We start from the raw sequence: 20,875 nt of genomic DNA on the forward strand, positions 1-20,875 counted from the left end.
GGATACGCTGATGACCTGATCAACAGGTGTGCAGGGCAAGGAAGTCGGGAAGAGCCGCAGCAGCAGGGTTGGCGGCGATGGGGGCGGCAGTGGCGGACGACGTATTCGACTTCAGGCCCGGGGCCCAGGTCCCGCTGTCCGGGGCCGCAGGACAGACGGCGGCGACCCACGCCCTCGCGTCGGCCGCGTACCGCGACGACAAGGTGTCGAAGATCCTCGACGCCAACAACGAATGGCACAAGTCCGAGGTGAAGGAAGGGCTTTGGTCGCTCTTCGCACCGAATCTGGGTGAGGCGTTCGCACGGGCCGTGCAGGTCAGGATGCTGGGCGGCGCCCGCAAGCCGCTCATCCAGTCCTTCGGCATGGAGCCGCAGTCGATCGTCGAGCACTGCCTCGCGGCGAACAACATCCGCAAGGAGCGGGACCGCTGGCTCACGGTCGTGATGGTGCTGTGCGGGCTGCTGTTCCTGCCGGGACTGCTCGTCTGGCTGCTGCTCTTCTCGATCAAGCAGGCGGTCGTCAAGCGGGACAACAAGCGCGCGAGCGCCATCGCGACGGCCGTCCTGGTCGCCGTGGGCGTCCTCGCCGTGATCTTTCTCATCAAGCTGCCGATCGGCGGCCTCCTCGGCTGGTACATCCGCGCGGCGATCGTCGTTCCCGTGGCGGGCTGGTTCTGGGCCAAGCTGATCGCCGAGCGCACCGCGCGGGACCTGCGCGACCGCTGGGGGAGCCTGCTCTCCGGCGGCGGCATCGGCGCCAAGATCCCCGAGGCGGTGCCGGGCAGTCCGGGCGAGACGGCCGCCGAGCAGCTGCGGCAGGGTCTCGCGCGTCTCTCGGCGGAGCAGCAGAGCAACTCGGTCTTCTACGCAGGGCCCAAGGGAATACTGGGCATGGGCACGCGCTGGGGCAGCTGGCAGCTGGCCGAGGAGCTGGTCTCCGCCAAGGAGGGCACGGAGATCCATCCGTTCCGCAGCTGGGATGTCATACGGTCGGTGCACGACCAGCTGCGGCTGCTCGAACGCGGCCCGCTGCACACAGGCGGCTTCCCGACCCCCTCGATAAAGCACTGGATCGTCTCCCCCATCGGGGAGAACGCCAAGGCGGTCGCCCGCCCCGGCGGCACGGAGGTCGAGGCCTACCAGGTCCGCGGCCACGAGATACAGCGGATCTGCAACGAACAGCAGTTCGGCAGCGGTAACCGGCACTACCTCGGCGTCCAGTTCACGCTCTGGGACGGCCAGTTGGTCATCACGATGCTGATCACGGTGACCGTCCTGCACGAGACCCTGCGCATCGAGGTCACCGGCCACGCGCTCGGCCCGGTCCACTCGCTGTTCACCAGCAAGCCCGACCCGAAGGTCAAGAAGGTTGCCAAGCCCATCAAGTTCTGGGAGACCACGGAGCGCAAGCTGCCGCTGGTCGACGCCGACGAGGTCGTGCGCCTCGCGGTGCGGGCGCCCTTCACGTGGTATCCGCCGGTCCTGGACCACCTCGGCGGCAAGCTGGTGCTTCCCGAGCCGTTCGGCCTGCGGCACGCCTGGGCCGACAAGCCGTGGCGGCACCGCTTCATGGCCGACGACGCGCTGCGCGCCGCCACCCCGGTGCTGCGCGTGGTGCACTCGGCGGCCATCAAGGTCCTCGCGGAGAACGGCGTGGACACGGAGAAGTTCGGTACGCGCTCCGGCTTCCTCAGCGGCGCGGTCCAGGACCCGATGCCGAGGAAGGCGGACGTGTACGACGCGTGAACGCTCCTCTGGACGACCGGTTCACCGTCTGCGGGCCGGATGTGGCTGGTCGCGCAGTTCCCCGCGCCCCTTTCGGGGCGCGGTCCTAGCTCGTGGGCCAGGCGTCCGCGAGCATCTTGCGGGTGTCCGCGAGCAGCTGCGGCAGGATCTTCGTGTGGCCGACGACCGGCATGAAGTTCGTGTCTCCGCCCCAGCGCGGCACGATGTGCTGGTGCAGGTGCGCGGCGATGCCGGCGCCCGCCACGGTGCCCTGGTTCATGCCGATGTTGAAGCCGTGCGCCCCTGACGCCGCGCGCAGCGCCGTCATGGCCTGCTTGGTCAGCTCACCGAGTTCGGCCGTCTCCGGGGCGGTCAGCTCCGTGTAGTCGGCGACGTGGCGGTAGGGCACGACCATCAAGTGGCCGCCGTTGTACGGGTAGAGGTTGAGCACCGCGTACACGTGCTCGCCCCGGGCGATCACCAGGCCGTCCTCGTCGGATTTCGCCGGGATGGAGCAGAAGGGACAGCCGTCGTCGGCGCCCGGACCGCTCGGCTTGTTCTCGCCCTGGATGTACGCCATCCGGTGGGGCGTCCACAGGCGCTGGAACGCGTCCTGCGTCCCCACTCCGATCTGCTGCTCCGGCTCACTCGTCATGCAGTGCAGCATATGACTTGGTCCGATCGAAGCGTGTCGGCGGGGCGCCCGCCAGGTCCAGCACGGCGAAGCTGGACCGATGAGCGATGACAGCCGTCAGGCACGCTGGGAGAACCGCACGGAGGCGCCGCTCGGCGTGGCCTCGCTGCTCTACCTGGCGGCGTACGCCGTACTGGTCCTGGCCCCGAGCCTGCCCGGGGCAGGGCGTGACCTCTGCCTGGCGGTCGTCTTCGCCGCCTGGGCCGCGTTCGCCGTGGACTACGCGGTGCGGTGGCGGCTGAGCGGGCAGGGGCCCCGCTTCGTGCGCGCGCACTGGCTGGACACCCTGGTCCTCCTCCTGCCCCTGCTGCGGCCGCTGCGCATCGTGCACATCTACGAAGCCGTCCTGCGCAGGCGTGGGCGGCCGCGGCTCGCGCTGCACGCGCGCGTGGTGACGTACGCCGGTCTTTCGGCGCTGCTCCTCGGCTTCGCCGGGGCGCTCGCCGTCTACCAGCGCGAGCACGCGGCTCCGGGCGCGACGATCCGTACCTTCGGGGACGCGGTGTGGTGGACCGCGGCCACGCTCTCGACGGTGGGCTACGGCGACGTGGCGCCCGTGACACCCGTGGGGCGCCTGGTCGCGGTGGGCCTGATGCTCGGCGGGCTCGCGCTGCTCGGGGCGGTGACGGGGTCGTTCTCGTCGTGGCTGCTGCAGGTGTTCGCGCGGGAGGACGGCAAGAGGCCCCCGGGACGCTGAACGTCCCGGGGGCCTCTCACCTCACATCACACCTGTACGCGGCTCTCCACCACGTCCAGGAGCTTGGCGAGCGCCTGCTCGCGCGGAATGCCGTTCTCCTGCGAGCCGTCGCGGTAGCGGAAGGAGATCGTGCCCGCGTTCATGTCGTCGTCACCGACGATGATCATGAACGGGACCTTCAGCTTCTGCTGCGTCCTGATCTTCTTCTGCATGCGGTCGGAGGAGGCGTCCACCTCGACCCGCAGGCCCTTCTTCTTGGCCTCGACCGCGAACTCCTGGAGGTACGGGATGTGCGCGTCCCCGACGGGGATGCCCACCGCCTGCACCGGGGCGAGCCACGGCGGCATCGCGCCCGCGTAGTGCTCCAGGAGCACCGCGAAGAACCGCTCGATCGAACCGAAGAGCGCGCGGTGGATCATCACCGGGCGCTGCTTGGAGCCGTCCGGCGAGGTGTACTCCAGGTTGAAGCGCTCCGGCAGGTTGAAGTCGAGCTGCACGGTCGACATCTGCCAGGTGCGGCCGATGGCGTCCTTGCACTGCACGGAGATCTTCGGGCCGTAGAAGGCGGCGCCGCCCGGGTCCGGGACCAGCGGCAGGCCCTGCTTCTCGGCGACCTTGCGCAGCGTCTCGGTGGCCTCTTCCCAGACCTCGTCCGAGCCGACGAACTTCTCCGGGTCCTTGGTGGACAGCTCCAGGTAGAAGTCGGTCAGGCCGTAGTCACGCAGGAGGTTCAGGACGAAGGTGAGCGTCGTGTCGAGCTCGTCCGCCATCTGCTCCTTGGTGCAGTAGATGTGCGCGTCGTCCTGGGTGAAGCCGCGGGCGCGGGTCAGCCCGTGCACGACACCCGACTTCTCGTAGCGGTACACCGTGCCGAACTCGAAGAGGCGCAGCGGCAGTTCACGGTAGGAACGCCCGCGCGCATCGAAGATCAGGTTGTGCATCGGGCAGTTCATGGGCTTGAGGTAGTAGTCCACGCCCTCGTCGAGCTGCATGGGCGGGTACATGCCGTCGGCGTACCAGTCCAGGTGGCCCGAGGTCTCGAAGAGCTTCCCCTTGGTGGCGTGCGGGGTGTAGACGAACTCGTACCCCTCCTCCTCGTGCCTGCGCCGCGAGTAGTCCTCCATGACCCGGCGGATGATGCCGCCCTTGGGGTGGAAGACCGCGAGGCCCGAGCCGATCTGCTCCGGGATGGAGAAGAGGTCCAGCTCACTGCCGAGCTTGCGGTGGTCGCGCTTCTCGGCCTCGGCGAGGAACTCCAGGTGCGCCTTGAGCTCGTCCTTGGTGGGCCAGGCGGTGCCGTAGATGCGCTGGAGCATCGGGTTCTTCTCGCTGCCGCGCCAGTACGCGGCGGCGTTACGCATCAGCTTGAACGCCGGGATGTTGCGGGTGGTGGGCAGGTGCGGACCGCGGCAGAGGTCCTTCCAGCACAGGTCGCCGGTCTTCGCGTCGAGGTTGTCGTAGATGGTCAGCTCACCGCCGCCCACCTCGACGTCCGCGCCGTCGTCGCTGGAAGCGGAACCCTTGATGCCGATGAGCTCCAGCTTGTACGGCTCGTTCGCGAGCTCCTCGCGGGCGGCTTCGTCGGTGACGACGCGGCGCGAGAAGCGCTGGCCGCGCTTCTGGATCTCCTGCATCTTCTTCTCGATGGCCTTGAGGTCCTCGGGCGTGAAGGGCTTCTCGACGTCGAAGTCGTAGTAGAAGCCGTTCTGGACCGGCGGGCCGATGCCCAGCTTGGCGTCGGGGAAGAGCTCCTGCACGGCCTGCGCCATGACATGCGCGGTGGAGTGGCGCAGGATGTTCAGGCCGTCCTCGGAGGAGATCTCGACCGGCTCGACCTCCTCACCGTCCTGGACGGCGTACGCGAGGTCCTTCAGCTCGCCGGCCACGCGGGCGGCGACGATGGTGCGCTCGCCGGTGAAGAGTTCGGCGGCCGTAGTGCCCGTCGTCACCACGCGCTCTTCCCGCTCGGAATCGCGTTGGATGATCACACGGACGTCTGACACCGGTCTTCTCCTACCTGAAGGGGTCGCGGCAGATCTGCTCCTGCACGCGATACGAATCGTACCGAGCCAGGGGCGCCCATCGCGAAACGGTTATCCCCGGGGCCTCAGCCGCGCCCCGCCTCAGACACTCCTAGTCCCCGCTGCACGCCTCCTCGAAGAAGTCGAGGTTCTCCTGGAGCGACTTCATCAGGCGGTCCTTCTCCCCCTCGTCCACCTGCACCGGCACCACCCCCGAGGCCCCGGTGAGCCGCCGGAACCCGCCCCGGCTCTCCAGGCGCCCGTGCACCCGGATCGGCAGCCCGACCAGGTGAGCATGGCCCGCGATGCGGTACGACTCCTCGTCCAGGGTCATGCGTACGTGGGGGACGTCGGCGCCCGCGAGCACCCGGACCCGCACCGTGCCGTCGCCCCGCGGCCCCGACCGCCGCATCCGCACCACGGCCCCCGTGATCCGCACCGGCATCGCCGGCTCGTCCCGCAGATAGCGGGCGCTCGCCTCCCGGAGCACCGCCAGGTCACCGGGCGAGAACTCGACGGGCCCGGCATCGACGGCACACCCCTCGGGCACCCCGGCGGCCGGCGCCCACGCCACGGCGACCCGGGCTCCCTCCGTGCCCCGCACCAGCGCCACGACGGCTTCCGTCAGCTCATGGCTGGCGCCCGCCTCCACGGCTCCGTCGAAGGCGTCCATGCCCCCGGTGGCGCGCCGGTAGTCGACGGCCTCGCGGACCGCGTACAGCGCCTGGTGCAGCCGCACCGCCAGGAGCCGCCCAGTCAGGACGGGCACGAACGCGGTGAGCTGCCGCCCGCCCGGAGCGGGTGCGACCAGGACGCTCTCCAGGGACGCGGCGGCCGGCCCGCGGTGCCGCGCCCCGTAGTACCCGGCGCGGCCGCGCGCCGCGAGAGCCCCCGCGAGCAGCATCTGCCGTGCCGCCGCCCGCAGTTGTTCCTCCGCCGTCCAGGTCGCGGCGCCCGCCGGGCCCTCCGGAACATCCCGCCACCAGCGGATCTCGTCGCTGGGCACGGTGAGCCCGACGAGCACGTCACGCGCTGACGGCGACGCGCTGCGCGCCAGGGCGGTGAGCGCCTCGCCGAGCAGGTCCTCGCAGTCGGGGAAGGCCCTGTTCTCCGGCACGAGCAGACTCGTGCCGCCCCCGCCGGGACCGGGCGGGGTCCAGCGGGCATAACGCCCCGCCGCTCCCCCGCGCCGGCGCCACCCGTGCCGACCGAGCAGCGCGCCGAGCACGGCGGGGTCGACCTGTGAGGGATCGGGGGGACCCAACCGGTCCGTCGGAGCGGCCCAGTTGCCCGCGGGTTCCACGGGGTGCGGGCGAACGGGGCGTAGTGGCTCTTCGATCGGGCGGTGCATCAGGGTCTCCCTCCCGTCCCGACCCGCGTCATGATCTCGCAGAGGGCCTTGTCGTCGAAGATCCGCGAGGTCGGGACGCGCACGGTGGTCCTGCGCCGGCCGGTCACCTGGTGTCCGGCGAGGTTGGTCCAGTAGCAGCAGTGCCGCAGGTCGAGCCGGTCATGGCCCGCGCGCAGCCAGTCGTCCTGCGACCGGGGCACGAGCATCACGACCAGGATCTTGTGCACCGAGACCGGGGTCCGCGCGAGCTTCTCCAGGTGCGGGTTGTCGAGCGTGAAGGAGAAAGTCGGCCCCGGGGGGTTCGGCGGTATCTGGTAGGTGCACTTGAGCTGCACCTTGATGGTGACTTCGTCGTCGACCGTGTGCCCGGGGGCGCTGTGACTGACGTGCCAGTCGATGCCATTGTCCGGAAACGGCTGGGAGAGCGAGCACCCCGCCGCTGCGGCGACGGCGTGCAGATAGCCCACCTGAAGGGTCTCCATACAGGCGGTGGTGGCGAGTGTGCCGCGCGGCGGTGCGATCCGCTCGGGCAGCAGCCCACCCTGTTCGGGCTGCGCGAGCGCCATGTCCAACGAGCCTTCCGAACCAGTGAATCCCCGCTTCGGGCCGGTCAATTCCCGGGCCCTGTACCTCTGTTGTCTCCGGGCCGCGTACAGCGCAAACGGCCCGGGTATCACCGGGGTGGGCAGGGGAGGAAAGCCATCTGCCGGACATGATCGAGGAGTTGCGTCACTATGACGTGCTGGTACGAGGGGCCCTTGGCCGCATTCGACACGGAGACCACGGGCGTCGACGTCGAGACCGACCGCATTGTGTCGGCCGCCGTCGTCGTCCAGCAAGGCGCGGGCACCCGCCCGCGGATCACGCGCTGGCTGGTGAACCCGGGCGTTCCGGTGCCCGAGAGCGCCACCGCGGTGCACGGCCTGACGGAGGAACATCTGCAGCACAACGGCCGCTGGCCCGCGCCGGTGATGGAGGAGATAGCCAGGGAGCTGGCGGAACAGGGCGCGGCGGGCCGCCCCATCGTCGTCATGAACGCACCCTTCGACCTGACGATCCTGGACCGGGAGTTGCGCAGGCACCGCGCGTCCTCGCTCAGCCACTACATGGCGGGTTCGCCGCTGTGCGTCCTCGACCCGCGCGTCCTGGACAAGCAGCTCGACCGGTACCGCAAGGGGCGCCGCACGCTGACCGATCTGTGCGCGCACTACGCGGTGGATCTTGACGAGGCGCACGATGCGGCGGCCGACGCGCAGGCCGCGCTGGACGTCGTACGTGCCGTGGGGCAGCGTTTCGCCTCGCGCCTCGAACGGCTCTCGGCGGCCGAGCTGCACGCGCTGCAGGCGGTGTGGCACGCGGCGCAGGCGCGCGGGCTTCAGGCCTGGTTCGCGCGCAGCGGTACGCCGGAGGCGGTGGATCCCGCGTGGCCGCTGCGCCCCGAACTCCCGGCGGCAGCCTGACGATTGAAGCCCGCTCACTGCTGCTGCGGGCATGAAAAAACCGGTCCGTCGACGACGGACCGGCATTCTCCGGGTGGGCGATACTGGGTTCGAACCAGTGACCTCTTCGGTGTGAACGAAGCGCTCTCCCACTGAGCTAATCGCCCGGGAACGGACTGAACAATACAGGTCTTCGCGGGTTTCCTTCAAACCGCTTGTGCGAGAACCGTCAGCTCCGCCCGAGGTGCGCCCGCAGCCCGCGCTCACCCGCACGCATCATCAGCGCGTGGTTGAGGAGGAAGACGGGTCTGCCGGGGACGGCGAGGCGGCGCATCAAGGGTTTCCGCACCACCACTTCCTGCGCGTAGAGCGCCCGCGTGCCGCCGTGCACCGCCGTGACGGTCCAGCGCGCCCAGCCCTCCAGGTCCCCGGTCATCGCGATCTCCAGGATCCCGGCGGCCGGGTCGCGGCGCCGCTCCTCGGCGGTGACGAACAGGTCGTACGGCAGCAGGGAGCGGAAACGTGCCGTGCCGCTGCGCTCGTCGACGGGCGTCACCTCGCGCACCTGGGGCCACCACGCCGGATAGTCCTCGGCGCGCTCCAGGGCGGCGTACACGTCGGCGGGTGGCGCGGGCACGTTCCAGATGCTGCGGAAGCGGTAGTGACTCCAGTCCATGGACCGAGTCTGCCGGTCGGGCGCCGATCTGAGTACGTCCTGAGTATCCGCACCGATGCCTGTCGCTGTGTCCGGGACCACACTCCCGGCATGACCAACATTCCGCCCCCGGCGGAGGAACTCAGGATCCTCGACCTGGAGCTGCGACATCTCGACGCGCGCAGGGCGCAGTTGCTGCATCGCCGCGCCTGGCTTCTGGGCACCCTCCGGACGGTCGCGGCCCCCGCGCCCGCTTCCCCGCGGCCGGCCCGCGCCCCCGAGGCCACACCGCCGAATGTGCAGAACGCGCTGCTCACCCTGGGCGGCATCCTTCTGACGATCGCGGCGATCGCCTTCACGCTGGTGAGCTGGGGACACCTGGGCATCGGCGGGCGCGGCGCCGTCCTGGCGGCCGTGACGCTGACGGCGCTCGGCGTGCCCGCGCTGCTGCTGCACCGGAAGCTGCGTTCGACGGCGGAGACGGTGGCCGCGCTCGGCCTCGCCCTGACCGTCCTGGACGCGTACGCCCTCCATGCCGTCGCCCTGCCGCAGACGGACGCCCTGGGCTACACGGCGACCGCGTCCGCCGTGCTCGCCGCGCTGTGGACGGGGTACGGCCTTGTCTTCCACGAGCTGCGGCTGCCCTTGCCGCTGGGCGTCGCGACCGCGCAACTCCCGCTCTTCCTCGGGGTGCTCGCGGCAGGTGCGGGTGTCCACGGGACGGGGGCGGCGCTTCTGGTGACGGCGGCGTTCGATGTCGCCGTCGCCCTGCGGGTGAGCAAACCCGCCGTCCGGATCGTCGCAGCCGTCGGTGCCTGCACCACGGGCCTGTGGGGTGCGCTGGGCGCCGGCTACCTGTCCTGGTCGGCGGCGGATCTCCCTGACGCGGCGCGGGCGGGGGCGCTTCTGCTGCTGGCGGCGTCGATCGCGCTGGTGGCGGGGTGGCGGATCACTCGGCCCCCGCAGGCGACGGGTGCCGCGTTCGCGGGCGGTCTGCTCGTGACGGCGGCGGCCGGTGGCGTGCTGCGCGAGGCGCTGCCCTCCGGCTGGACGGTGCCCGCCTATCTGGGGTGCGCCATCGCGCTCCTGGCGGTCGCCCGCACCGCGCTGCCACGGCCGGTCCTGCGCGGGGTCGCGGGTGCGGCCCTACTGGTGCATGCGCTCGCAGTGCTCTGGACGCTGCCGGCCTTCGTCACCGCTCTGCTCGGGCCGTTGAGCTGGGCCGGGAAGGCATGGTCGGGTGTGCCGCAGGACACGGGGAACGCATACGCCGTGCCCGAACTGTCCGTGCAGCACCCGGTCATGGTCTCGCTCGTACTCGCGGCTGTCGCCGGGGTCCTGTTCGCGGCGCCCCGGCTTCTGTCCGCGGTCACTGAGCGGCCGGGGGCGCTGCCACGCAGCCGCGTCACGGCCAATCCGACCACAACGCCCCCCACCCCACCCGCCTCACCAGCCACACCACCTACTCACCCGGGCGTCCAGGCTGCCGAAGGCGCCGCGCCACACGCTCCCCCGGCCCCGCCGCCCGCAGACCCCACCGCAGCGCACGCGGACCGGCCGTCGCACAGCCCCACCGCGGCGCCGCCCAGCGCGCCGCCTGCCGCCTCAGCCGCAGACTCCGCCGAGCGTCCCACCATCCCGCCCCTGAACCACCGTGACACCGCCCTCTCCGGCGCCCTGGCCCTCGCCTGGGCCGCCCTCCTCATCCTCCCGTCCGCCCTCCAACTCCCTTACGCAGTCGGCGTATCGGCGTACGTCGTGCTGACCGGCGCCCTGCTCGCCGTCGCCGTGGCGTCGCGCGTCGGCTCGAAGGCGGTGGTCCTCACCTCACTGAGCCTGGGGGTGACCTCCTCGGCGAGCGTCGCGTTCCTGGCATTGGCCGGTACTGCGGCGACGCTCGGCACGCTGGGCGCCCTGACGGCGCTGTTCCTCGCGGCAACCGTGCTCGCTGCCCGCCGCCGGGAAGCCGTTCCGGGCGTGGCCCCCACCACCGTCTGCGCCACCATCGCGTACGCCACGGCCCTCGCCTTCGCCGCGGGCGCCGCCTGGAACCTGCGCACGGACCACACGGGGCTGCTCATGCTGGCCGTCCCGGCGATCGGCGCTCTCACCGCGGCCCGGCTCGGCCGGCACCCCCTGACCCCGCCGGTCGAGATCGCCGGGGCGGTCGCCGGCGGGCTCGCGATCGTCCTCACCACAGGGCACGCGCCGACCCTCGCCCTGGCCCTGTCGCTCGGCGGTCTCATCGCCGCGGGCACCGCACTCCGCACGGACCGCCGACCTGTCGGGTACGCGGCAGGGGCGCTGTTCATCCTGGCGAGCTGGGTCCGCCTCGCCGCCTGGGACGTCGTGACCCCCGAGGCCTACGCCCTGCCGGTCACCGTCCCCGCGCTCCTGATCGGCGCCCTGCGGCGCCGCCGCACCCCCGGGACGTCTTCCTGGGCGGCGTATGGGCCCGGCCTGGCCGCGACCCTCCTGCCGAGCCTCGTCGCCGCCTGGAGCGACCCGCACTGGCAGCGGCCGCTGCTCCTCGGCGTCGCGGCCCTGCTGATCACGCTGGCGGGCGCCCGGCACCGGCTGCAGGCACCCCTGGCACTCGGCGGCACGGTCCTCGCCCTGGACGCCTTGCACGAACTGGCGCCCTACATCGTCCAAGTGGTGGACGCCCTGCCGCGCTGGCTGCCGCCCGCGCTCGCCGGGCTCCTGCTCCTCGCGATCGGCGCGACGTACGAACAGCGACTGCGCGACGCACGGCGGGTCCGTGACGTTCTCGGCAGAATGCACTGACTCCGCTTTTCCCGGACGGCAGCCGACGGAGTATCAATTTCCTTCGGCCGCACGGGAAATGGAGCGAATACGACTGCGGCCCGGAGGCTTAAAGCCTCCGGGCCGCAGTTCCGGGGTGGGCGATACTGGGTTCGAACCAGTGACCTCTTCGGTGTGAACGAAGCGCTCTCCCACTGAGCTAATCGCCCCGGGCGCACGGAGAACATTACCGCATGTCAGCGGGTGCCTCCGACCGCCATGGAGTCACCCGGAGGTCACTCCTTGATCTTCCACGGCATCTCGAGGCCGAACTTCCAGACGTAGACCGCGACGAGCACGGCGACGATCACCAGACCGACGGTCGTCAGGATGATGTTCCGGCGGCGCACCTTGGGGTCGAGCGCACGCTGCGCCGCCTCGGTGACCTTCCGCTTCGTCCAGCGAAGCACCAGCTGGGCCCAGACGAACTCGGTCGCCCAGATCGCCATTCCCCCGAAGATCACCAGCCAGCCGGGACCCGGCAGCGGCAGCATGACGATGCCTGCGGCAACCACGGCGAGGCCGACGATGAAGACGCCCACCTGCCAGCTGAGGTGCAGCGCCTTGCGGGCCTGGATGTACTCCGGCGCACGCGATCCGAGCGGCTGTTCGTCCTTCGTGCCGGTGATTGTTTCAGCAACCCCCGGCTCGTTACTCCCCGTATTCATACGGCCAAACCCTACCGGACGGAAACCCGTCACTGGAATGGCCGTACCCGCTGAACGAACAACCCGCCGTACGAGCTACCTAAAGACACCCAAAACCCTCAGAGGGGTTTACAACGGCACCGTAGGTGGCATGTCGATTTCGCCGACGTGCGAATCCCCGAGCGCACACTGAGCGAAAGGCCCTGGCGCTTATGAACACCACGGTCAGCTGCGAGCTGCACCTGCGCCTCGTTGTGTCGAGCGAGTCCTCACTGCCTGTACCCGCAGGACTGCGGTATGACACGGCCGATCCCTATGCCGTGCACGCCACCTTCCACACCGGAGCCGAGGAAACCGTCGAGTGGGTGTTCGCCCGCGACCTCCTCGCCGAGGGCCTGCACCGGCCCACCGGTACCGGCGACGTCCGAGTCTGGCCGTCCCGGAGCCACGGTCAGGGCGTTGTCTGCATCGCCCTGAGTTCCCCCGAGGGTGAGGCTCTGCTCGAGGCCCCGGCGCGGGCCCTGGAATCCTTCCTGAAGCGAACCGACGCGGCCGTGCCGCCAGGAACGGAACACCGCCACTTCGATCTGGATACGGAGCTCTCGCACATCCTGGCCGAAAGTTAGCTCCAGGCCGCGCGAGAGCGCCCGGCGCCGTCCGACTCGGGGCGACGGCTCGGGCACGACAACCGCACACAGCAGACACACCGGCGCCGTCGCCGCGGGTACCCGCGGGGACGGCGCCGGTGTGTCGTGTCGTGAAGCCGCTAGCATCGGCCAGCATCGGCGGGCACCCTTCCAAGCTCTCAATGAGCGGGGCAGGCCCCACTACCCCCAGGCCAGGGAGCAAACGTGCTGATCACCCACGACACCCGGTGCGCACTCGACGCCGTGGTCGATCTGGTGAACACCGCACCGGACACCGAGGACGCGGCGAGCACCGACACGGAGGGGCTCCCGGATCTGGCAGCCCTGGGCGCGTTCGTACGAAGCCATGACATAAGTGACGTCGGAGTACTCACGGAGCGTGACCTGGCCGGCGTCCGGCACATCCGCGGCCGCTTCCAGGAGGTCTTCGCGGCGCCCGAGCCACAGGCCGCGGCGGCGGTGATCAACGAATTGATCGCGGCGGCGGGCACCACGCCCCGGCTCACCGATCACGACGGCTACGACTGGCACGTGCACTACTTCGCGCCCGGCGCCTCCATCGCCGATCACCTCGCGGCGGACTGCGGGATGGCCCTCGCCTTCTTCGTCGTCGCCGGCGAGCAGGAGCGGCTGCGGCGCTGCGAGGCCCCGGACTGCCGGCACGCCTTCGTCGACCTCTCCCGTAACCGCTCGCGCCGCTACTGCGACAGCCGCACCTGCGGCAACCGGCTGCATGTCGCCGCCTACCGGGCCCGGCGCAAGGAAGCCGCGGGCTGAGCCCCGGCCGCTTCGCGCGAGCGGCGCCGTCCGCTACAGCCCCAGCAGATCGTGCAGGGACCCCATCAGGATCAGGACGCCGATCACCGCCAGGAAGATCATCAGGGGTGGCTGGGAGAGCGCGAACAGGCAGCCCTTGGGCTCTTCCGTCGCGGCTCGCTCATCGGTCGGCGGGGCGGCATCGCCCGGTGCGGTGTCCAGCATCTCGCGGCGATGATGACCTAGTCCCAGGGGTGCGGATGACCAATGCCCCCGGCGGGCCCGGGAGTTCACAGTATCCGTGACCTGCAAAAGCCCAGCGTGGCGCGTGTTGCATCGGTGGCCGACCAGCGACGGATCTCGTCAGACTCGGCGACACCGCCGTCCACTCGAACGAGGTAGCCCAACGGTCATCGAACACGGACAGATGTTGACGACGGCCGACCGACCGCCGCTCTCAGATGCCGTGCTTCTTCAGGATCGCCTCGATGTCGCTGAAGTCCTCCTTGGGCGCGGCCGCCTTCGGCCGCTCCGCGGGCTGGGCGGCCGGACGGGCACCCTGGCCCAGGGAGGGGGCGGACGCCGCGGGGGCCACCGCCTCGCGCTGGGCCGCCTTCGCGGCCTTGCGCTCCTTGCGGGTGCCTCCCGAGCGGCGCTCCACCGCACGCGTGATCATGAAGAGCAGCCAGGCGACGCCGAGGACCCCGAAGCCCGCCCACGCCTTCATGCTGAAGGCGGTGTCGGCCAGCCATCCGACGACACCGGTCATCACCAGGCCGACCGGGACCAGTGAGTAGGCGGCAAGGCGCGTGGCCGCGAGGAATCGCTTGCGATAGGCCGTGATCGCGGCGATGCCGAGGCCGGCCGCGGATACGGCGGAACAGACGGTCTCGGCAATCATCCGGTCCTCCAGGCGTGCGGGCGTAGACGGTGGCGCTGACTGGCACTGTCCTCCCTTCCATCCTGCACCGGGTGGCCCCTCACAAGCCACGCCCCGAGCGGACTTCAGGGACATATCAGGGTCGCGTCTCCTCCGCAGGTTCCGGCTGCCGTCCCCGGCCCCGGTTGGGAGGCGGACGCGGGGCTGGAAGACTGGGCCCATGAGCGACTCTGCCCCCGCGACCCCCGCCGGCCCCCTCGTCATCGACATCTGGTGCGAGCTGCAGTGCCCGGACTGCCGGACCGCCCTCGACGACGTCCGCACGCTCCGCGCCCGCTACGGCGACCGCGTCGACCTGCGGCTGCGCCACTTCCCCCTCGAAAAGCACAAGCACGCCTTCGCCGCCGCACAGGCCGCCGAGGAGGCCTTCGAGCAGGGGCAGGGCTGGCCGTACGTGGAGGCCGTGCTCGGCAAGGTCGAGGAGCTTGACCGCAAGGGCGAGCCCTTCCTGGTCGAGACCGCGCGTGAACTGGGCCTGGACGCGGAGGAGTTCGACACGGCGCTGGTCGACGGCCGGCACATCCTGATCGTCGACGCCGACCAGGCCGAGGGCAAGGCGATCGGCGTCACCGGGACGCCGACGTACGTCATCGACGGCGAGCGCCTCGACGGCGGCAAGAGCCAGGAGGGCCTGCGCGAACGCGTCGAGAAGATCGCGGACGGCCTCCTCGCGCCCTGACCGCCTCCTCGGGGCGGGACGGGACGGGATGCCTAGAGCAGTTGCTTGTAGACGTAGTACATGACCGGTTCGTAGCCCAGCGATTCGTACAGGCGCAGGGCCGGGGTGTTGCCCGCGAAGACGTTGAGGCCGAGTCGGCCGAGGCCTTCCTCACGGGCCTGGGTCTCAGCGAGGAGCATCAGGGACCGGCCGTGTCCGCGTCCGCGGTACTCCTCGTCGACCTCGACGTCGAAGACGAACGCGTCGGCGTCGCGCCGCGCCAGCCACAGGGTGCCGACCGCCGTGCCCTCGTGGGTGAGCACGCTGAGGCGGGTGCCGGGGGTGGCGATGCCCTGCGGCAGGTGGTCCGCGTGGTCGGCGTCGGACTTGGCGCGCGCCTCCGCCTCGGGGACGCCGCGCTCGATCCAGGTCTGGGCGTAGTCCTCCTTCTCGCGGGCCAGCCAGACCTCGTACTCGCCCTCGGTCATCGGCCGCCCCTCGACGCCCGCCGGCAGCGCGGGCGGCGCGTCGGCCAGGGGCTTGACCATGTGGCGGTTGCGCTCCAGGTAGCCGAGGGACACGGCCAGGCGGTGGGCCGCCGCGGCCTCCGCGGGCACGGCCACCTCGATCCGCTCGCAGCCCCAGCCGCGCACCACCTCCTCGGCCGCGAGCACCGCGACGGTGGCCCGGCCGCGCCTGCGGTCGGGCTTCTTGATGCTCAGATCCCGCATCTCGGCGACACCGGGCCCGAAGACGGGATGCGTGGCGAGTTCTATCCCGCCCACAGGACGGCTGTTCACGCGCACTTCGTACGTGCGTGACTTCGCGCCGTCAGCGCTCTGCTGAAGCGGCCCGGTCGGCCGCAGGGTCGTGGTCATCAGTGGAGTTGTACCCACCCTGCGGCTCGCGCGTCATCAGGATTTACAAGCACTTGCGGCTGTCGCCCGGCCGGTCACGGATCGAGGTCGTCCGCCGCGCGCTCGGCGAAGACCCGCATCGCCTTGGCGGTCACCGGTCCCGGAGCGCCGGGCAGTTCGCGCCCGTCGACCCGGTGGACGGCCTGGACGTCACGGAGCGTCGAGGTCAGGAACACCTCGTCGGCGCGGTCCAGTACGTCGAACGGCAGGTCGGTCTCGCGCGCGCCCGTCCAGTCGACGGCCAACGCGCGTGTGATGCCCGCCAGGCACCCGGAGGCGACCGGCGGCGTATGGATCTCGCCGTCGATCACGACGAAGACGTTCGATCCCGTGCCTTCGCACAGCTGCCCCACCGTGTTCGCGAACAGCGCCTCCGAAGCGCCCTGTTCGTGGGCGCGCGCGAGGGCGACGACGTTCTCGGCGTACGAGGTGGTCTTCAGGCCGGTCAGGGCGCCACGTTCGTTGCGGGTCCACGGCACCGTGATCACGGCGGTCGTGTCGGGGCGCCTTGGCGCCTCCCCGAGGGCGACGACGAGCGTCTGCCCCTGGTCGCCGCGGTCCGAGCCGAGCGGCGAGAGACCTCCGGTGTACGTGATGCGCAGCCGCCCCAGCGGCATCGGGTTGGCGTCGAGAACGGCGGCGCAGGCCGCGCGCACCTCGTCGAGGTCCGGCTCGGGCAGGCCGAGACCACGGGCCGAACGGGCCAGCCGGTCCAGGTGCCGGGTCAGCGCGAAGAGCCGTCCCTCGACCGACTTCACCGTCTCGAAGATGCCGTCGCCGACGGTCAGCCCGTGGTCGAGCACGGAGACACGGGCCGTCTCCAGGTCCTGCAGTCCGCCATTGAGCCAGATCTTCACCAAGGGGTCCCTCCACTCACTTCGTACGCTCCCGACGCTACCGCCAGCAGCCGTTCCGCCTTCAGTTCGGTCTCCCGCCACTCCCCCTCGGGATCCGAGCCCCAGGTGATTCCGGCGCCGGTGCCGAACCGCAGCACGCCCTGGGCGCGGTCGATCCAGAAGGTGCGGATGCCGACGGCCAGTTCCCCGGTGCCCCGGTCGGCGTCGACCCAGCCGATGCCGCCGCAGTACGGGCCGCGGGGCGCGGTCTCCAGGGCGTCGATGATGCGCAGGGCGCTGGACTTGGGGGCGCCGGTGACGGAACCGGGCGGGAAAGCGGCGGCGAAGAGCTCGGGCCAGCCGGCCTCGGGGCGCAGCTCGCCCCGGACGGTGGAGACGAGATGGACGAGACCCGGATGCTTCTCGACCACGCACAGGTCGGGCACGGTCACGGAGCCGGTCACGCAGATCCGCCCGAGGTCGTTGCGGACGAGGTCCACGATCATGACGTTCTCGGCGTAGTCCTTCTCCAGGAGATCGGCCTCGGTCCGGCCCGTGCCCTTGATCGGCCCCGATTCCACGACGCGTCCCGCGCGGCGCAGGAACAGCTCGGGCGAGGCCGTGGCTATCTCGACGCCGTGTCCGGGCAGCCGGATCGTTCCGGCGTACGGAGCGGGGTTACCGCGGGCGAGGAGCGCCGTCAGGGCGTCCACATCCGCGTCCTTCGCGACCGGCGCGGACAGCACGCGGCAGAGATTCGCCTGATAGACGTCCCCGGCCGCGATGTGTTCCCGCACACGCCGCACGCCGTCCACATACGCGGCGCGGTCGAGCGACGACGTCCAGTCACCGGCGGCGGGCCCAAGCCACGCGCCGGGCACGGGCGCGGGCACCGGCTCCGCCCGTACGTCGTCGAAGCGGGCGCAGACGAGGCCGCCCTCGAAGTCGGCGGCGACGGCCCAGAAGCCGTGGGACTCCAGCGCCGAGGGATCGCTGGTCACGTCCCTGAGGCCGGTCGCGAGCAGGCCGCCGAAGCGTGCCATGGGCAGGGGCGCCCCGGAGGGCGGCCGGGAGGACATCTGAGGGGCGCTGTGCACGTCTGCGAGTCTATGACCGGCGTCCTGGTCGCGCCCCGGGCCGGTGACAGCGCAGCACGCTGCGCAAACGCGTTTTTGTACTGGCCCAGGAATCCGCTAGAGTTCAACACGTCGCCGGGACGCGCAAGCGGGCCGGGAAAGACAAGCGGACGTAGCTCAGTTGGTAGAGCGCAACCTTGCCAAGGTTGAGGTCGCCAGTTCGAACCTGGTCGTCCGCTCGCAGGAAGTGGGGGATCTTCCCGAACCCCCGCACTCCTGGTGGAGTGGCCGAGAGGCGAGGCAACGGCCTGCAAAGCCGTCTACACGGGTTCAAATCCCGTCTCCACCTCCAAGCGCGATTAGCTCAGCGGGAGAGCGCTTCCCTGACACGGAAGAGGTCACTGGTTCAATCCCAGTATCGCGCACGCAGAACAACCGAAGATCCGGTCCGCAAGGATCCCCGCGCGATTAGCTCAGCGGGAGAGCGCTTCCCTGACACGGAAGAGGTCACTGGTTCAATCCCAGTATCGCGCACGCACTACGCAGTACACGCAGGTTGACCCGCGCGATTAGCTCAGCGGGAGAGCGCTTCCCTGACACGGAAGAGGTCACTGGTTCAATCCCAGTATCGCGCACCATCCATACGAAGCCCCCGGCCGTTCCCACGGCCGGGGGCTTCGTCGTTCCCTCCTGTCAGGAGGCCCTCCGATCAGGAGGAGAAGAGCATGTGCCCGAAGCTCCTGTGGCGCTTGTTGTGGCCGTAGTGCCCGCCGTGACCGCCGTGGTGGCCGCCGTGCTGCGGAGCGCCCCACGCCGGGGCGGGAGCGGCCGGGTAGCCCTGCGGGCCGGGCGGCGGTGGCGGGGCCTGCTGGCCGCCCCACTGGGACTCGACCCGGCTCAGGGCCTCGAGCTCGCCGTAGTCGAGGAATATCCCGCGGCAACCGCTGCACTGCTCGATCTGGACGCCATTGCGGTTGTACGTGTGCATCGGTGCGTGGCACTTGGGACACTGCATGGTCGGCTCAACTCCTCGCCGGTCGTGACTGCTTCGCCGGAACTCTGCCCGGCTTCGGTGCGTTGCACCCTACTTCGTGGTGGTGGGGGCCAACTCCGGCGGGACGGCGGCCATTCGATCACAGGCGTCGACCACCGCCTGCTCGATCTCGTCCAGGGACCGGTTCTCCTTGACGGACTTGGCGACGGCCAGGGCGGCGGTCTGCGCGGTGAGGGCGCGGGCCGGTACGTCGAGGGCGGGCCAGAGGTCCGTGCCGTCGGCCGGGACCGCCGGGCCGTGTGCCGCGCGGTAGGCGGTGAGGAAGCGGGTCCACTCCTCCGCGGGGAGGAGGCCGCAGGCGTACCAGGCCGCGGGGCGGGCCAGGTCCCAGGCCGGGTCACCGAGGCCGAGGTCGTCGACGTCGATGAGCAGCCAGCGCCGCCCCTCGGCCGTGCGGACCAGCTGGCCCAGGTGCAGGTCGCCGTGGCACAGGAGCTTGGGGAGCGGCGCGGGGGCCTCGGCGCGTGCCCAGGCGGGGAGCGTGGCCCAGGCGCGCTCCACGGGGGCCGCCGCCGGGTGCGGTCCCGCAGCCCGCATCCGTGCCATCGCCCGGGCGGCCTTCGCGGGGCCGCGCATGTCCGGGAGCGGGTGCGGGAGTTCGGCCGGGGGTGTGGCGTGCAGCCGGGCGAGGAGGGTGGCTGCGGCTTCCCAGGGGGCGGCGTCGGGGTCGTCGCGGTCCACCGGGGTGCCGGCCTCCCAGAGGGTGACGAGGCGGCCGTGGAGCGGGACCGCCGTCTCGGCGAGCGGAGGGAGGAGGGTGCCGCTCAGGGCGGCGGCGACCTTCAGGCGGGCCGCGAGATCGGCGGGGTCCGTGCCGGGGGCGTGCGCCTTGGCGACGGTGCCGCCGTGCCGGACGACGGTGGCGTCGTCCCGGTCCGCCAGGACGGATTCGGGGGCGCAGGCGCAGGGCCGCGGGGTGCGGTGGGCCGCGGCGCGGACCTTGGCGGTCAGCGCGGGCAGCAAGGCGGTGGCTGTGGCGGTCACGGGTCCCCCGGGGTGCGTCGATCGGTGCTCCCCGTGAGCGTACGCAAGCTTCCAGCCCGTCCGGCGTTTGAGGACGAGCTCGGCGCAGCCGGTGATCGAGGGTGCTCGAGGACACCGGCGGAGCCCCGCACAAAGAAGTGCCCGCGCAGCTCCCCAGCTGCGCGGGCATTTCTCGTGCCGTCCGCCGCACCCCCGTCCCCACGGGGTTTCCTGGCCGGATGTCCCCGCCCGGACCGCTCATCCGGGCCCGGGGCGCCGCTCAGCGCCCCAGCATCACGCCCACGGACGACGCCTGTGTGACCACTGCTTCCCAGCCGCCGAAGACGACCACCAGCAGGGCCGCCAGAGGAAGAACCATGGCCGTGGCCACCAAAGGGTGGCGCGTGCCGGACGGGCGGACGCCGAACGTGGCGAAGGCCTTACGTCCTTGCGTGCGGATCATTGCCCGCGGTGCCGTGTCCGCCATGGTTCCTCTCCTGACCGAGTCTGTATGCATTTGGCAGCGGCGGGTGTCTGACCTCGGGGGACGAGTGCTGCACCCGCCGCTTGACCTCAAATCTAGGTGCGCCGAGGGCGTGGGTCGTCATGCCCTCGTACCGATTGGCGGGCCTCCCGGAGGATGACCGATCGTCGGTCATGTACTCCCATGGGTGGAGACGGGGTCCTAGGTCTCAGGGTCTTCCCGGAGGGGGCGGGCGGCCTGCTCGGATGTGTCCTCCCGGGGGACGGGCTGCTCGACCAGAGCCAGGACACGGGTGGACATGAACCGTGCCGTCCGCACGACCGAACCGCTACGGGTGACTTCGCTCACTTCGACCACCCCTCTGCGCACCGCCGTCTCCACCCGGCGGCCCGCCCGGCTCGCCACCACCTCGTACGTCCGTGTCGTGTCCCCGGCGTCCACGACTATCTCCACGCGATCACCTTTCACGGGATCAATCCCCCTTCAGCGATGGATGGTTGGGGTGGACGAC

Annotated in this window: 22 protein-coding genes and 7 tRNA genes; 12 read left to right on the forward strand and 17 right to left on the reverse strand. The window is 71.1% G+C overall.

All coding sequences use genetic code 11. The features are described from left to right. Nucleotides 1-77: 77 nt before the first annotated feature. On the forward strand, nucleotides 78-1,745 hold the full coding sequence (locus ACZ5U5_RS24550) for a hypothetical protein (protein WP_469025372.1): 1,668 nt from the start codon (nucleotides 78-80) through the stop codon (nucleotides 1,743-1,745). Nucleotides 1,746-1,830: 85 nt separating this feature from the next. Here the strand turns inward: ACZ5U5_RS24550 and ACZ5U5_RS24555 are convergent, their stop codons facing one another. Then, complete coding sequence (locus ACZ5U5_RS24555) at nucleotides 1,831-2,391, reverse strand: HIT family protein (protein WP_469025374.1); 561 nt, start codon at nucleotides 2,389-2,391, stop codon at nucleotides 1,831-1,833. A gap of 67 nt (nucleotides 2,392-2,458) precedes the next feature. Between ACZ5U5_RS24555 and ACZ5U5_RS24560 the strand changes: the two genes are divergently transcribed. After that, nucleotides 2,459-3,115 (forward strand): potassium channel family protein, encoded by a 657-nt coding sequence (locus ACZ5U5_RS24560; protein ID WP_469025376.1) that lies wholly within the window; start codon nucleotides 2,459-2,461, stop codon nucleotides 3,113-3,115. 26 nt (nucleotides 3,116-3,141) lie between these two features. On the opposite strand, the gene thrS is transcribed toward ACZ5U5_RS24560, so the two are convergent. The 3 genes from thrS to ACZ5U5_RS24575 form a co-directional block, all read right to left on the reverse strand. After that, nucleotides 3,142-5,118, reverse strand: a complete 1,977-nt coding sequence (gene thrS / locus ACZ5U5_RS24565) for a threonine--tRNA ligase (RefSeq protein WP_469025379.1) — start codon at nucleotides 5,116-5,118, stop codon at nucleotides 3,142-3,144. Nucleotides 5,119-5,248: 130 nt separating this feature from the next. Next, nucleotides 5,249-6,490: a hypothetical protein gene (locus tag ACZ5U5_RS24570; protein WP_469026103.1), complete on the reverse strand. Its 1,242-nt coding sequence runs from the start codon at nucleotides 6,488-6,490 to the stop codon at nucleotides 5,249-5,251. Next, the gene (locus ACZ5U5_RS24575; RefSeq protein WP_363210977.1) at nucleotides 6,487-7,053 is read right to left on the reverse strand and encodes a DUF4365 domain-containing protein; all 567 of its coding nucleotides are present in this window, start codon (nucleotides 7,051-7,053) and stop codon (nucleotides 6,487-6,489) included. The genes ACZ5U5_RS24570 and ACZ5U5_RS24575 overlap by 4 nt, the downstream gene beginning before the upstream one ends. A 168-nt stretch (nucleotides 7,054-7,221) precedes the next feature. Between ACZ5U5_RS24575 and ACZ5U5_RS24580 the strand changes: the two genes are divergently transcribed. Continuing rightward, nucleotides 7,222-7,947, forward strand: coding sequence for an exonuclease domain-containing protein (locus ACZ5U5_RS24580; protein WP_469025381.1), 726 nt, complete (start codon nucleotides 7,222-7,224; stop codon nucleotides 7,945-7,947). A gap of 74 nt (nucleotides 7,948-8,021) precedes the next feature. Here the strand turns inward: ACZ5U5_RS24580 and ACZ5U5_RS24585 are convergent. Together ACZ5U5_RS24585 and ACZ5U5_RS24590 are read right to left on the reverse strand one after the other, a co-directional pair. After that, nucleotides 8,022-8,093, reverse strand: a tRNA-Val gene (locus tag ACZ5U5_RS24585). A gap of 62 nt (nucleotides 8,094-8,155) precedes the next feature. After that, nucleotides 8,156-8,602 carry an SRPBCC family protein gene (locus ACZ5U5_RS24590; RefSeq protein ID WP_469025383.1) on the reverse strand — a complete coding sequence of 149 codons (447 nt, stop codon included), beginning with the start codon at nucleotides 8,600-8,602 and terminating at the stop codon, nucleotides 8,156-8,158. Nucleotides 8,603-8,692: 90 nt separating this feature from the next. Between ACZ5U5_RS24590 and ACZ5U5_RS24595 the strand changes: the two genes are divergently transcribed. Then, entirely contained in the window at nucleotides 8,693-11,368 is a 2,676-nt protein-coding gene (locus tag ACZ5U5_RS24595; RefSeq protein ID WP_469025386.1) for an SCO7613 C-terminal domain-containing membrane protein, read from the forward strand. 116 nt (nucleotides 11,369-11,484) lie between these two features. Here the strand turns inward: ACZ5U5_RS24595 and ACZ5U5_RS24600 are convergent. Further along, a tRNA-Val gene (locus tag ACZ5U5_RS24600) sits at nucleotides 11,485-11,556 on the reverse strand. Between the two features lie 66 nt (nucleotides 11,557-11,622). Continuing rightward, the gene (locus ACZ5U5_RS24605) at nucleotides 11,623-12,054 is read right to left on the reverse strand and encodes a TIGR02611 family protein (RefSeq protein ID WP_365820986.1); all 432 of its coding nucleotides are present in this window, start codon (nucleotides 12,052-12,054) and stop codon (nucleotides 11,623-11,625) included. Between the two features lie 191 nt (nucleotides 12,055-12,245). Between ACZ5U5_RS24605 and ACZ5U5_RS24610 the strand changes: the two genes are divergently transcribed. Then, nucleotides 12,246-12,659, forward strand: coding sequence for an SsgA family sporulation/cell division regulator (locus tag ACZ5U5_RS24610; RefSeq protein WP_003959770.1), 414 nt, complete (start codon nucleotides 12,246-12,248; stop codon nucleotides 12,657-12,659). Nucleotides 12,660-12,884: 225 nt separating this feature from the next. Continuing rightward, nucleotides 12,885-13,457 carry a CGNR zinc finger domain-containing protein gene (locus tag ACZ5U5_RS24615; protein WP_365820985.1) on the forward strand — a complete coding sequence of 191 codons (573 nt, stop codon included), beginning with the start codon at nucleotides 12,885-12,887 and terminating at the stop codon, nucleotides 13,455-13,457. A gap of 33 nt (nucleotides 13,458-13,490) precedes the next feature. Here ACZ5U5_RS24615 and ACZ5U5_RS24620 read toward each other — a convergent pair whose 3' ends face one another. Together ACZ5U5_RS24620 and ACZ5U5_RS24625 are read right to left on the reverse strand one after the other, a co-directional pair. Then, complete coding sequence (locus tag ACZ5U5_RS24620) at nucleotides 13,491-13,661, reverse strand: hypothetical protein (protein WP_451214235.1); 171 nt, start codon at nucleotides 13,659-13,661, stop codon at nucleotides 13,491-13,493. Nucleotides 13,662-13,893: 232 nt separating this feature from the next. After that, the gene (locus ACZ5U5_RS24625) at nucleotides 13,894-14,337 is read right to left on the reverse strand and encodes a hypothetical protein (RefSeq protein WP_365820984.1); all 444 of its coding nucleotides are present in this window, start codon (nucleotides 14,335-14,337) and stop codon (nucleotides 13,894-13,896) included. 199 nt (nucleotides 14,338-14,536) lie between these two features. On the opposite strand from ACZ5U5_RS24625, the gene ACZ5U5_RS24630 reads away from it, so the two are divergent. Then, complete coding sequence (locus ACZ5U5_RS24630) at nucleotides 14,537-15,055, forward strand: DsbA family protein (protein WP_469025390.1); 519 nt, start codon at nucleotides 14,537-14,539, stop codon at nucleotides 15,053-15,055. 32 nt (nucleotides 15,056-15,087) lie between these two features. Here ACZ5U5_RS24630 and ACZ5U5_RS24635 read toward each other — a convergent pair whose 3' ends face one another. From ACZ5U5_RS24635 to ACZ5U5_RS24645, 3 genes are all read right to left on the reverse strand, one after another. Beyond that, complete coding sequence (locus tag ACZ5U5_RS24635) at nucleotides 15,088-15,912, reverse strand: GNAT family N-acetyltransferase (protein ID WP_469025392.1); 825 nt, start codon at nucleotides 15,910-15,912, stop codon at nucleotides 15,088-15,090. Nucleotides 15,913-15,986: 74 nt separating this feature from the next. Then, entirely contained in the window at nucleotides 15,987-16,808 is an 822-nt protein-coding gene (locus tag ACZ5U5_RS24640; protein WP_469025395.1) for an aminotransferase class IV, read from the reverse strand. Beyond that, on the reverse strand, nucleotides 16,805-17,866 hold the full coding sequence (locus ACZ5U5_RS24645) for a chorismate-binding protein (RefSeq protein ID WP_469026105.1): 1,062 nt from the start codon (nucleotides 17,864-17,866) through the stop codon (nucleotides 16,805-16,807). Before ACZ5U5_RS24645 ends, ACZ5U5_RS24640 begins: the two co-directional genes overlap by 4 nt. Before the next feature lie 163 nt (nucleotides 17,867-18,029). On the opposite strand from ACZ5U5_RS24645, the gene ACZ5U5_RS24650 reads away from it, so the two are divergent. The 5 genes from ACZ5U5_RS24650 to ACZ5U5_RS24670 all read left to right on the forward strand — a co-directional run bounded on the left by ACZ5U5_RS24650 (nucleotide 18,030) and on the right by ACZ5U5_RS24670 (nucleotide 18,501). Further along, nucleotides 18,030-18,102 (forward strand) — tRNA-Gly (locus ACZ5U5_RS24650). Between the two features lie 39 nt (nucleotides 18,103-18,141). Continuing rightward, nucleotides 18,142-18,215 (forward strand) — tRNA-Cys (locus ACZ5U5_RS24655). A gap of 1 nt (nucleotide 18,216) precedes the next feature. After that, nucleotides 18,217-18,288, forward strand: a tRNA-Val gene (locus ACZ5U5_RS24660). A gap of 37 nt (nucleotides 18,289-18,325) precedes the next feature. Then, a tRNA-Val gene (locus ACZ5U5_RS24665) sits at nucleotides 18,326-18,397 on the forward strand. A gap of 29 nt (nucleotides 18,398-18,426) precedes the next feature. Beyond that, a tRNA-Val gene (locus ACZ5U5_RS24670) sits at nucleotides 18,427-18,501 on the forward strand. A gap of 71 nt (nucleotides 18,502-18,572) precedes the next feature. On the opposite strand, the gene ACZ5U5_RS24675 is transcribed toward ACZ5U5_RS24670, so the two are convergent. The 4 genes from ACZ5U5_RS24675 to ACZ5U5_RS24690 all read right to left on the reverse strand — a co-directional run bounded on the left by ACZ5U5_RS24675 (nucleotide 18,573) and on the right by ACZ5U5_RS24690 (nucleotide 20,832). After that, complete coding sequence (locus ACZ5U5_RS24675; RefSeq protein WP_469025397.1) at nucleotides 18,573-18,878, reverse strand: TFIIB-type zinc ribbon-containing protein; 306 nt, start codon at nucleotides 18,876-18,878, stop codon at nucleotides 18,573-18,575. A gap of 69 nt (nucleotides 18,879-18,947) precedes the next feature. Continuing rightward, on the reverse strand, nucleotides 18,948-19,901 hold the full coding sequence (locus ACZ5U5_RS24680) for an aminoglycoside phosphotransferase family protein (protein WP_469025399.1): 954 nt from the start codon (nucleotides 19,899-19,901) through the stop codon (nucleotides 18,948-18,950). Nucleotides 19,902-20,160: 259 nt separating this feature from the next. Beyond that, nucleotides 20,161-20,367 carry a hypothetical protein gene (locus ACZ5U5_RS24685; protein WP_160503827.1) on the reverse strand — a complete coding sequence of 69 codons (207 nt, stop codon included), beginning with the start codon at nucleotides 20,365-20,367 and terminating at the stop codon, nucleotides 20,161-20,163. Between the two features lie 198 nt (nucleotides 20,368-20,565). Then, on the reverse strand, nucleotides 20,566-20,832 hold the full coding sequence (locus ACZ5U5_RS24690; RefSeq protein ID WP_365820979.1) for a hypothetical protein: 267 nt from the start codon (nucleotides 20,830-20,832) through the stop codon (nucleotides 20,566-20,568). Nucleotides 20,833-20,875: the final 43 nt, after the last annotated feature.

Source organism: Streptomyces sp. NPDC033177 (genome assembly GCF_055577715.1).

Excerpts from the sequence above, each read along its gene's own strand:
- ACZ5U5_RS24635 (WP_469025392.1), bottom strand. The coding sequence starts at position 15,912 with ATGACCACGACCCTGCGGCCGACCGGGCCGCTTCAGCAGAGCGCTGAC.
- ACZ5U5_RS24605 (WP_365820986.1), bottom strand. The coding sequence starts at position 12,054 with ATGAATACGGGGAGTAACGAGCCGGGGGTTGCTGAAACAATCACCGGC.
- ACZ5U5_RS24610 (WP_003959770.1), top strand. The coding sequence starts at position 12,246 with ATGAACACCACGGTCAGCTGCGAGCTGCACCTGCGCCTCGTTGTGTCG.
- ACZ5U5_RS24685 (WP_160503827.1), bottom strand. The coding sequence starts at position 20,367 with ATGGCGGACACGGCACCGCGGGCAATGATCCGCACGCAAGGACGTAAG.
- ACZ5U5_RS24580 (WP_469025381.1), top strand. The coding sequence starts at position 7,222 with ATGACGTGCTGGTACGAGGGGCCCTTGGCCGCATTCGACACGGAGACC.
- ACZ5U5_RS24575 (WP_363210977.1), bottom strand. The coding sequence starts at position 7,053 with ATGGCGCTCGCGCAGCCCGAACAGGGTGGGCTGCTGCCCGAGCGGATC.
- ACZ5U5_RS24550 (WP_469025372.1), top strand. The coding sequence starts at position 78 with ATGGGGGCGGCAGTGGCGGACGACGTATTCGACTTCAGGCCCGGGGCC.
- ACZ5U5_RS24675 (WP_469025397.1), bottom strand. The coding sequence starts at position 18,878 with ATGCAGTGTCCCAAGTGCCACGCACCGATGCACACGTACAACCGCAAT.
- ACZ5U5_RS24595 (WP_469025386.1), top strand. The coding sequence starts at position 8,693 with ATGACCAACATTCCGCCCCCGGCGGAGGAACTCAGGATCCTCGACCTG.
- ACZ5U5_RS24620 (WP_451214235.1), bottom strand. The coding sequence starts at position 13,661 with ATGCTGGACACCGCACCGGGCGATGCCGCCCCGCCGACCGATGAGCGA.
- ACZ5U5_RS24560 (WP_469025376.1), top strand. The coding sequence starts at position 2,459 with ATGAGCGATGACAGCCGTCAGGCACGCTGGGAGAACCGCACGGAGGCG.
- ACZ5U5_RS24555 (WP_469025374.1), bottom strand. The coding sequence starts at position 2,391 with ATGCTGCACTGCATGACGAGTGAGCCGGAGCAGCAGATCGGAGTGGGG.
- ACZ5U5_RS24625 (WP_365820984.1), bottom strand. The coding sequence starts at position 14,337 with ATGATTGCCGAGACCGTCTGTTCCGCCGTATCCGCGGCCGGCCTCGGC.
- ACZ5U5_RS24590 (WP_469025383.1), bottom strand. The coding sequence starts at position 8,602 with ATGGACTGGAGTCACTACCGCTTCCGCAGCATCTGGAACGTGCCCGCG.
- ACZ5U5_RS24645 (WP_469026105.1), bottom strand. The coding sequence starts at position 17,866 with ATGTCCTCCCGGCCGCCCTCCGGGGCGCCCCTGCCCATGGCACGCTTC.
- ACZ5U5_RS24630 (WP_469025390.1), top strand. The coding sequence starts at position 14,537 with ATGAGCGACTCTGCCCCCGCGACCCCCGCCGGCCCCCTCGTCATCGAC.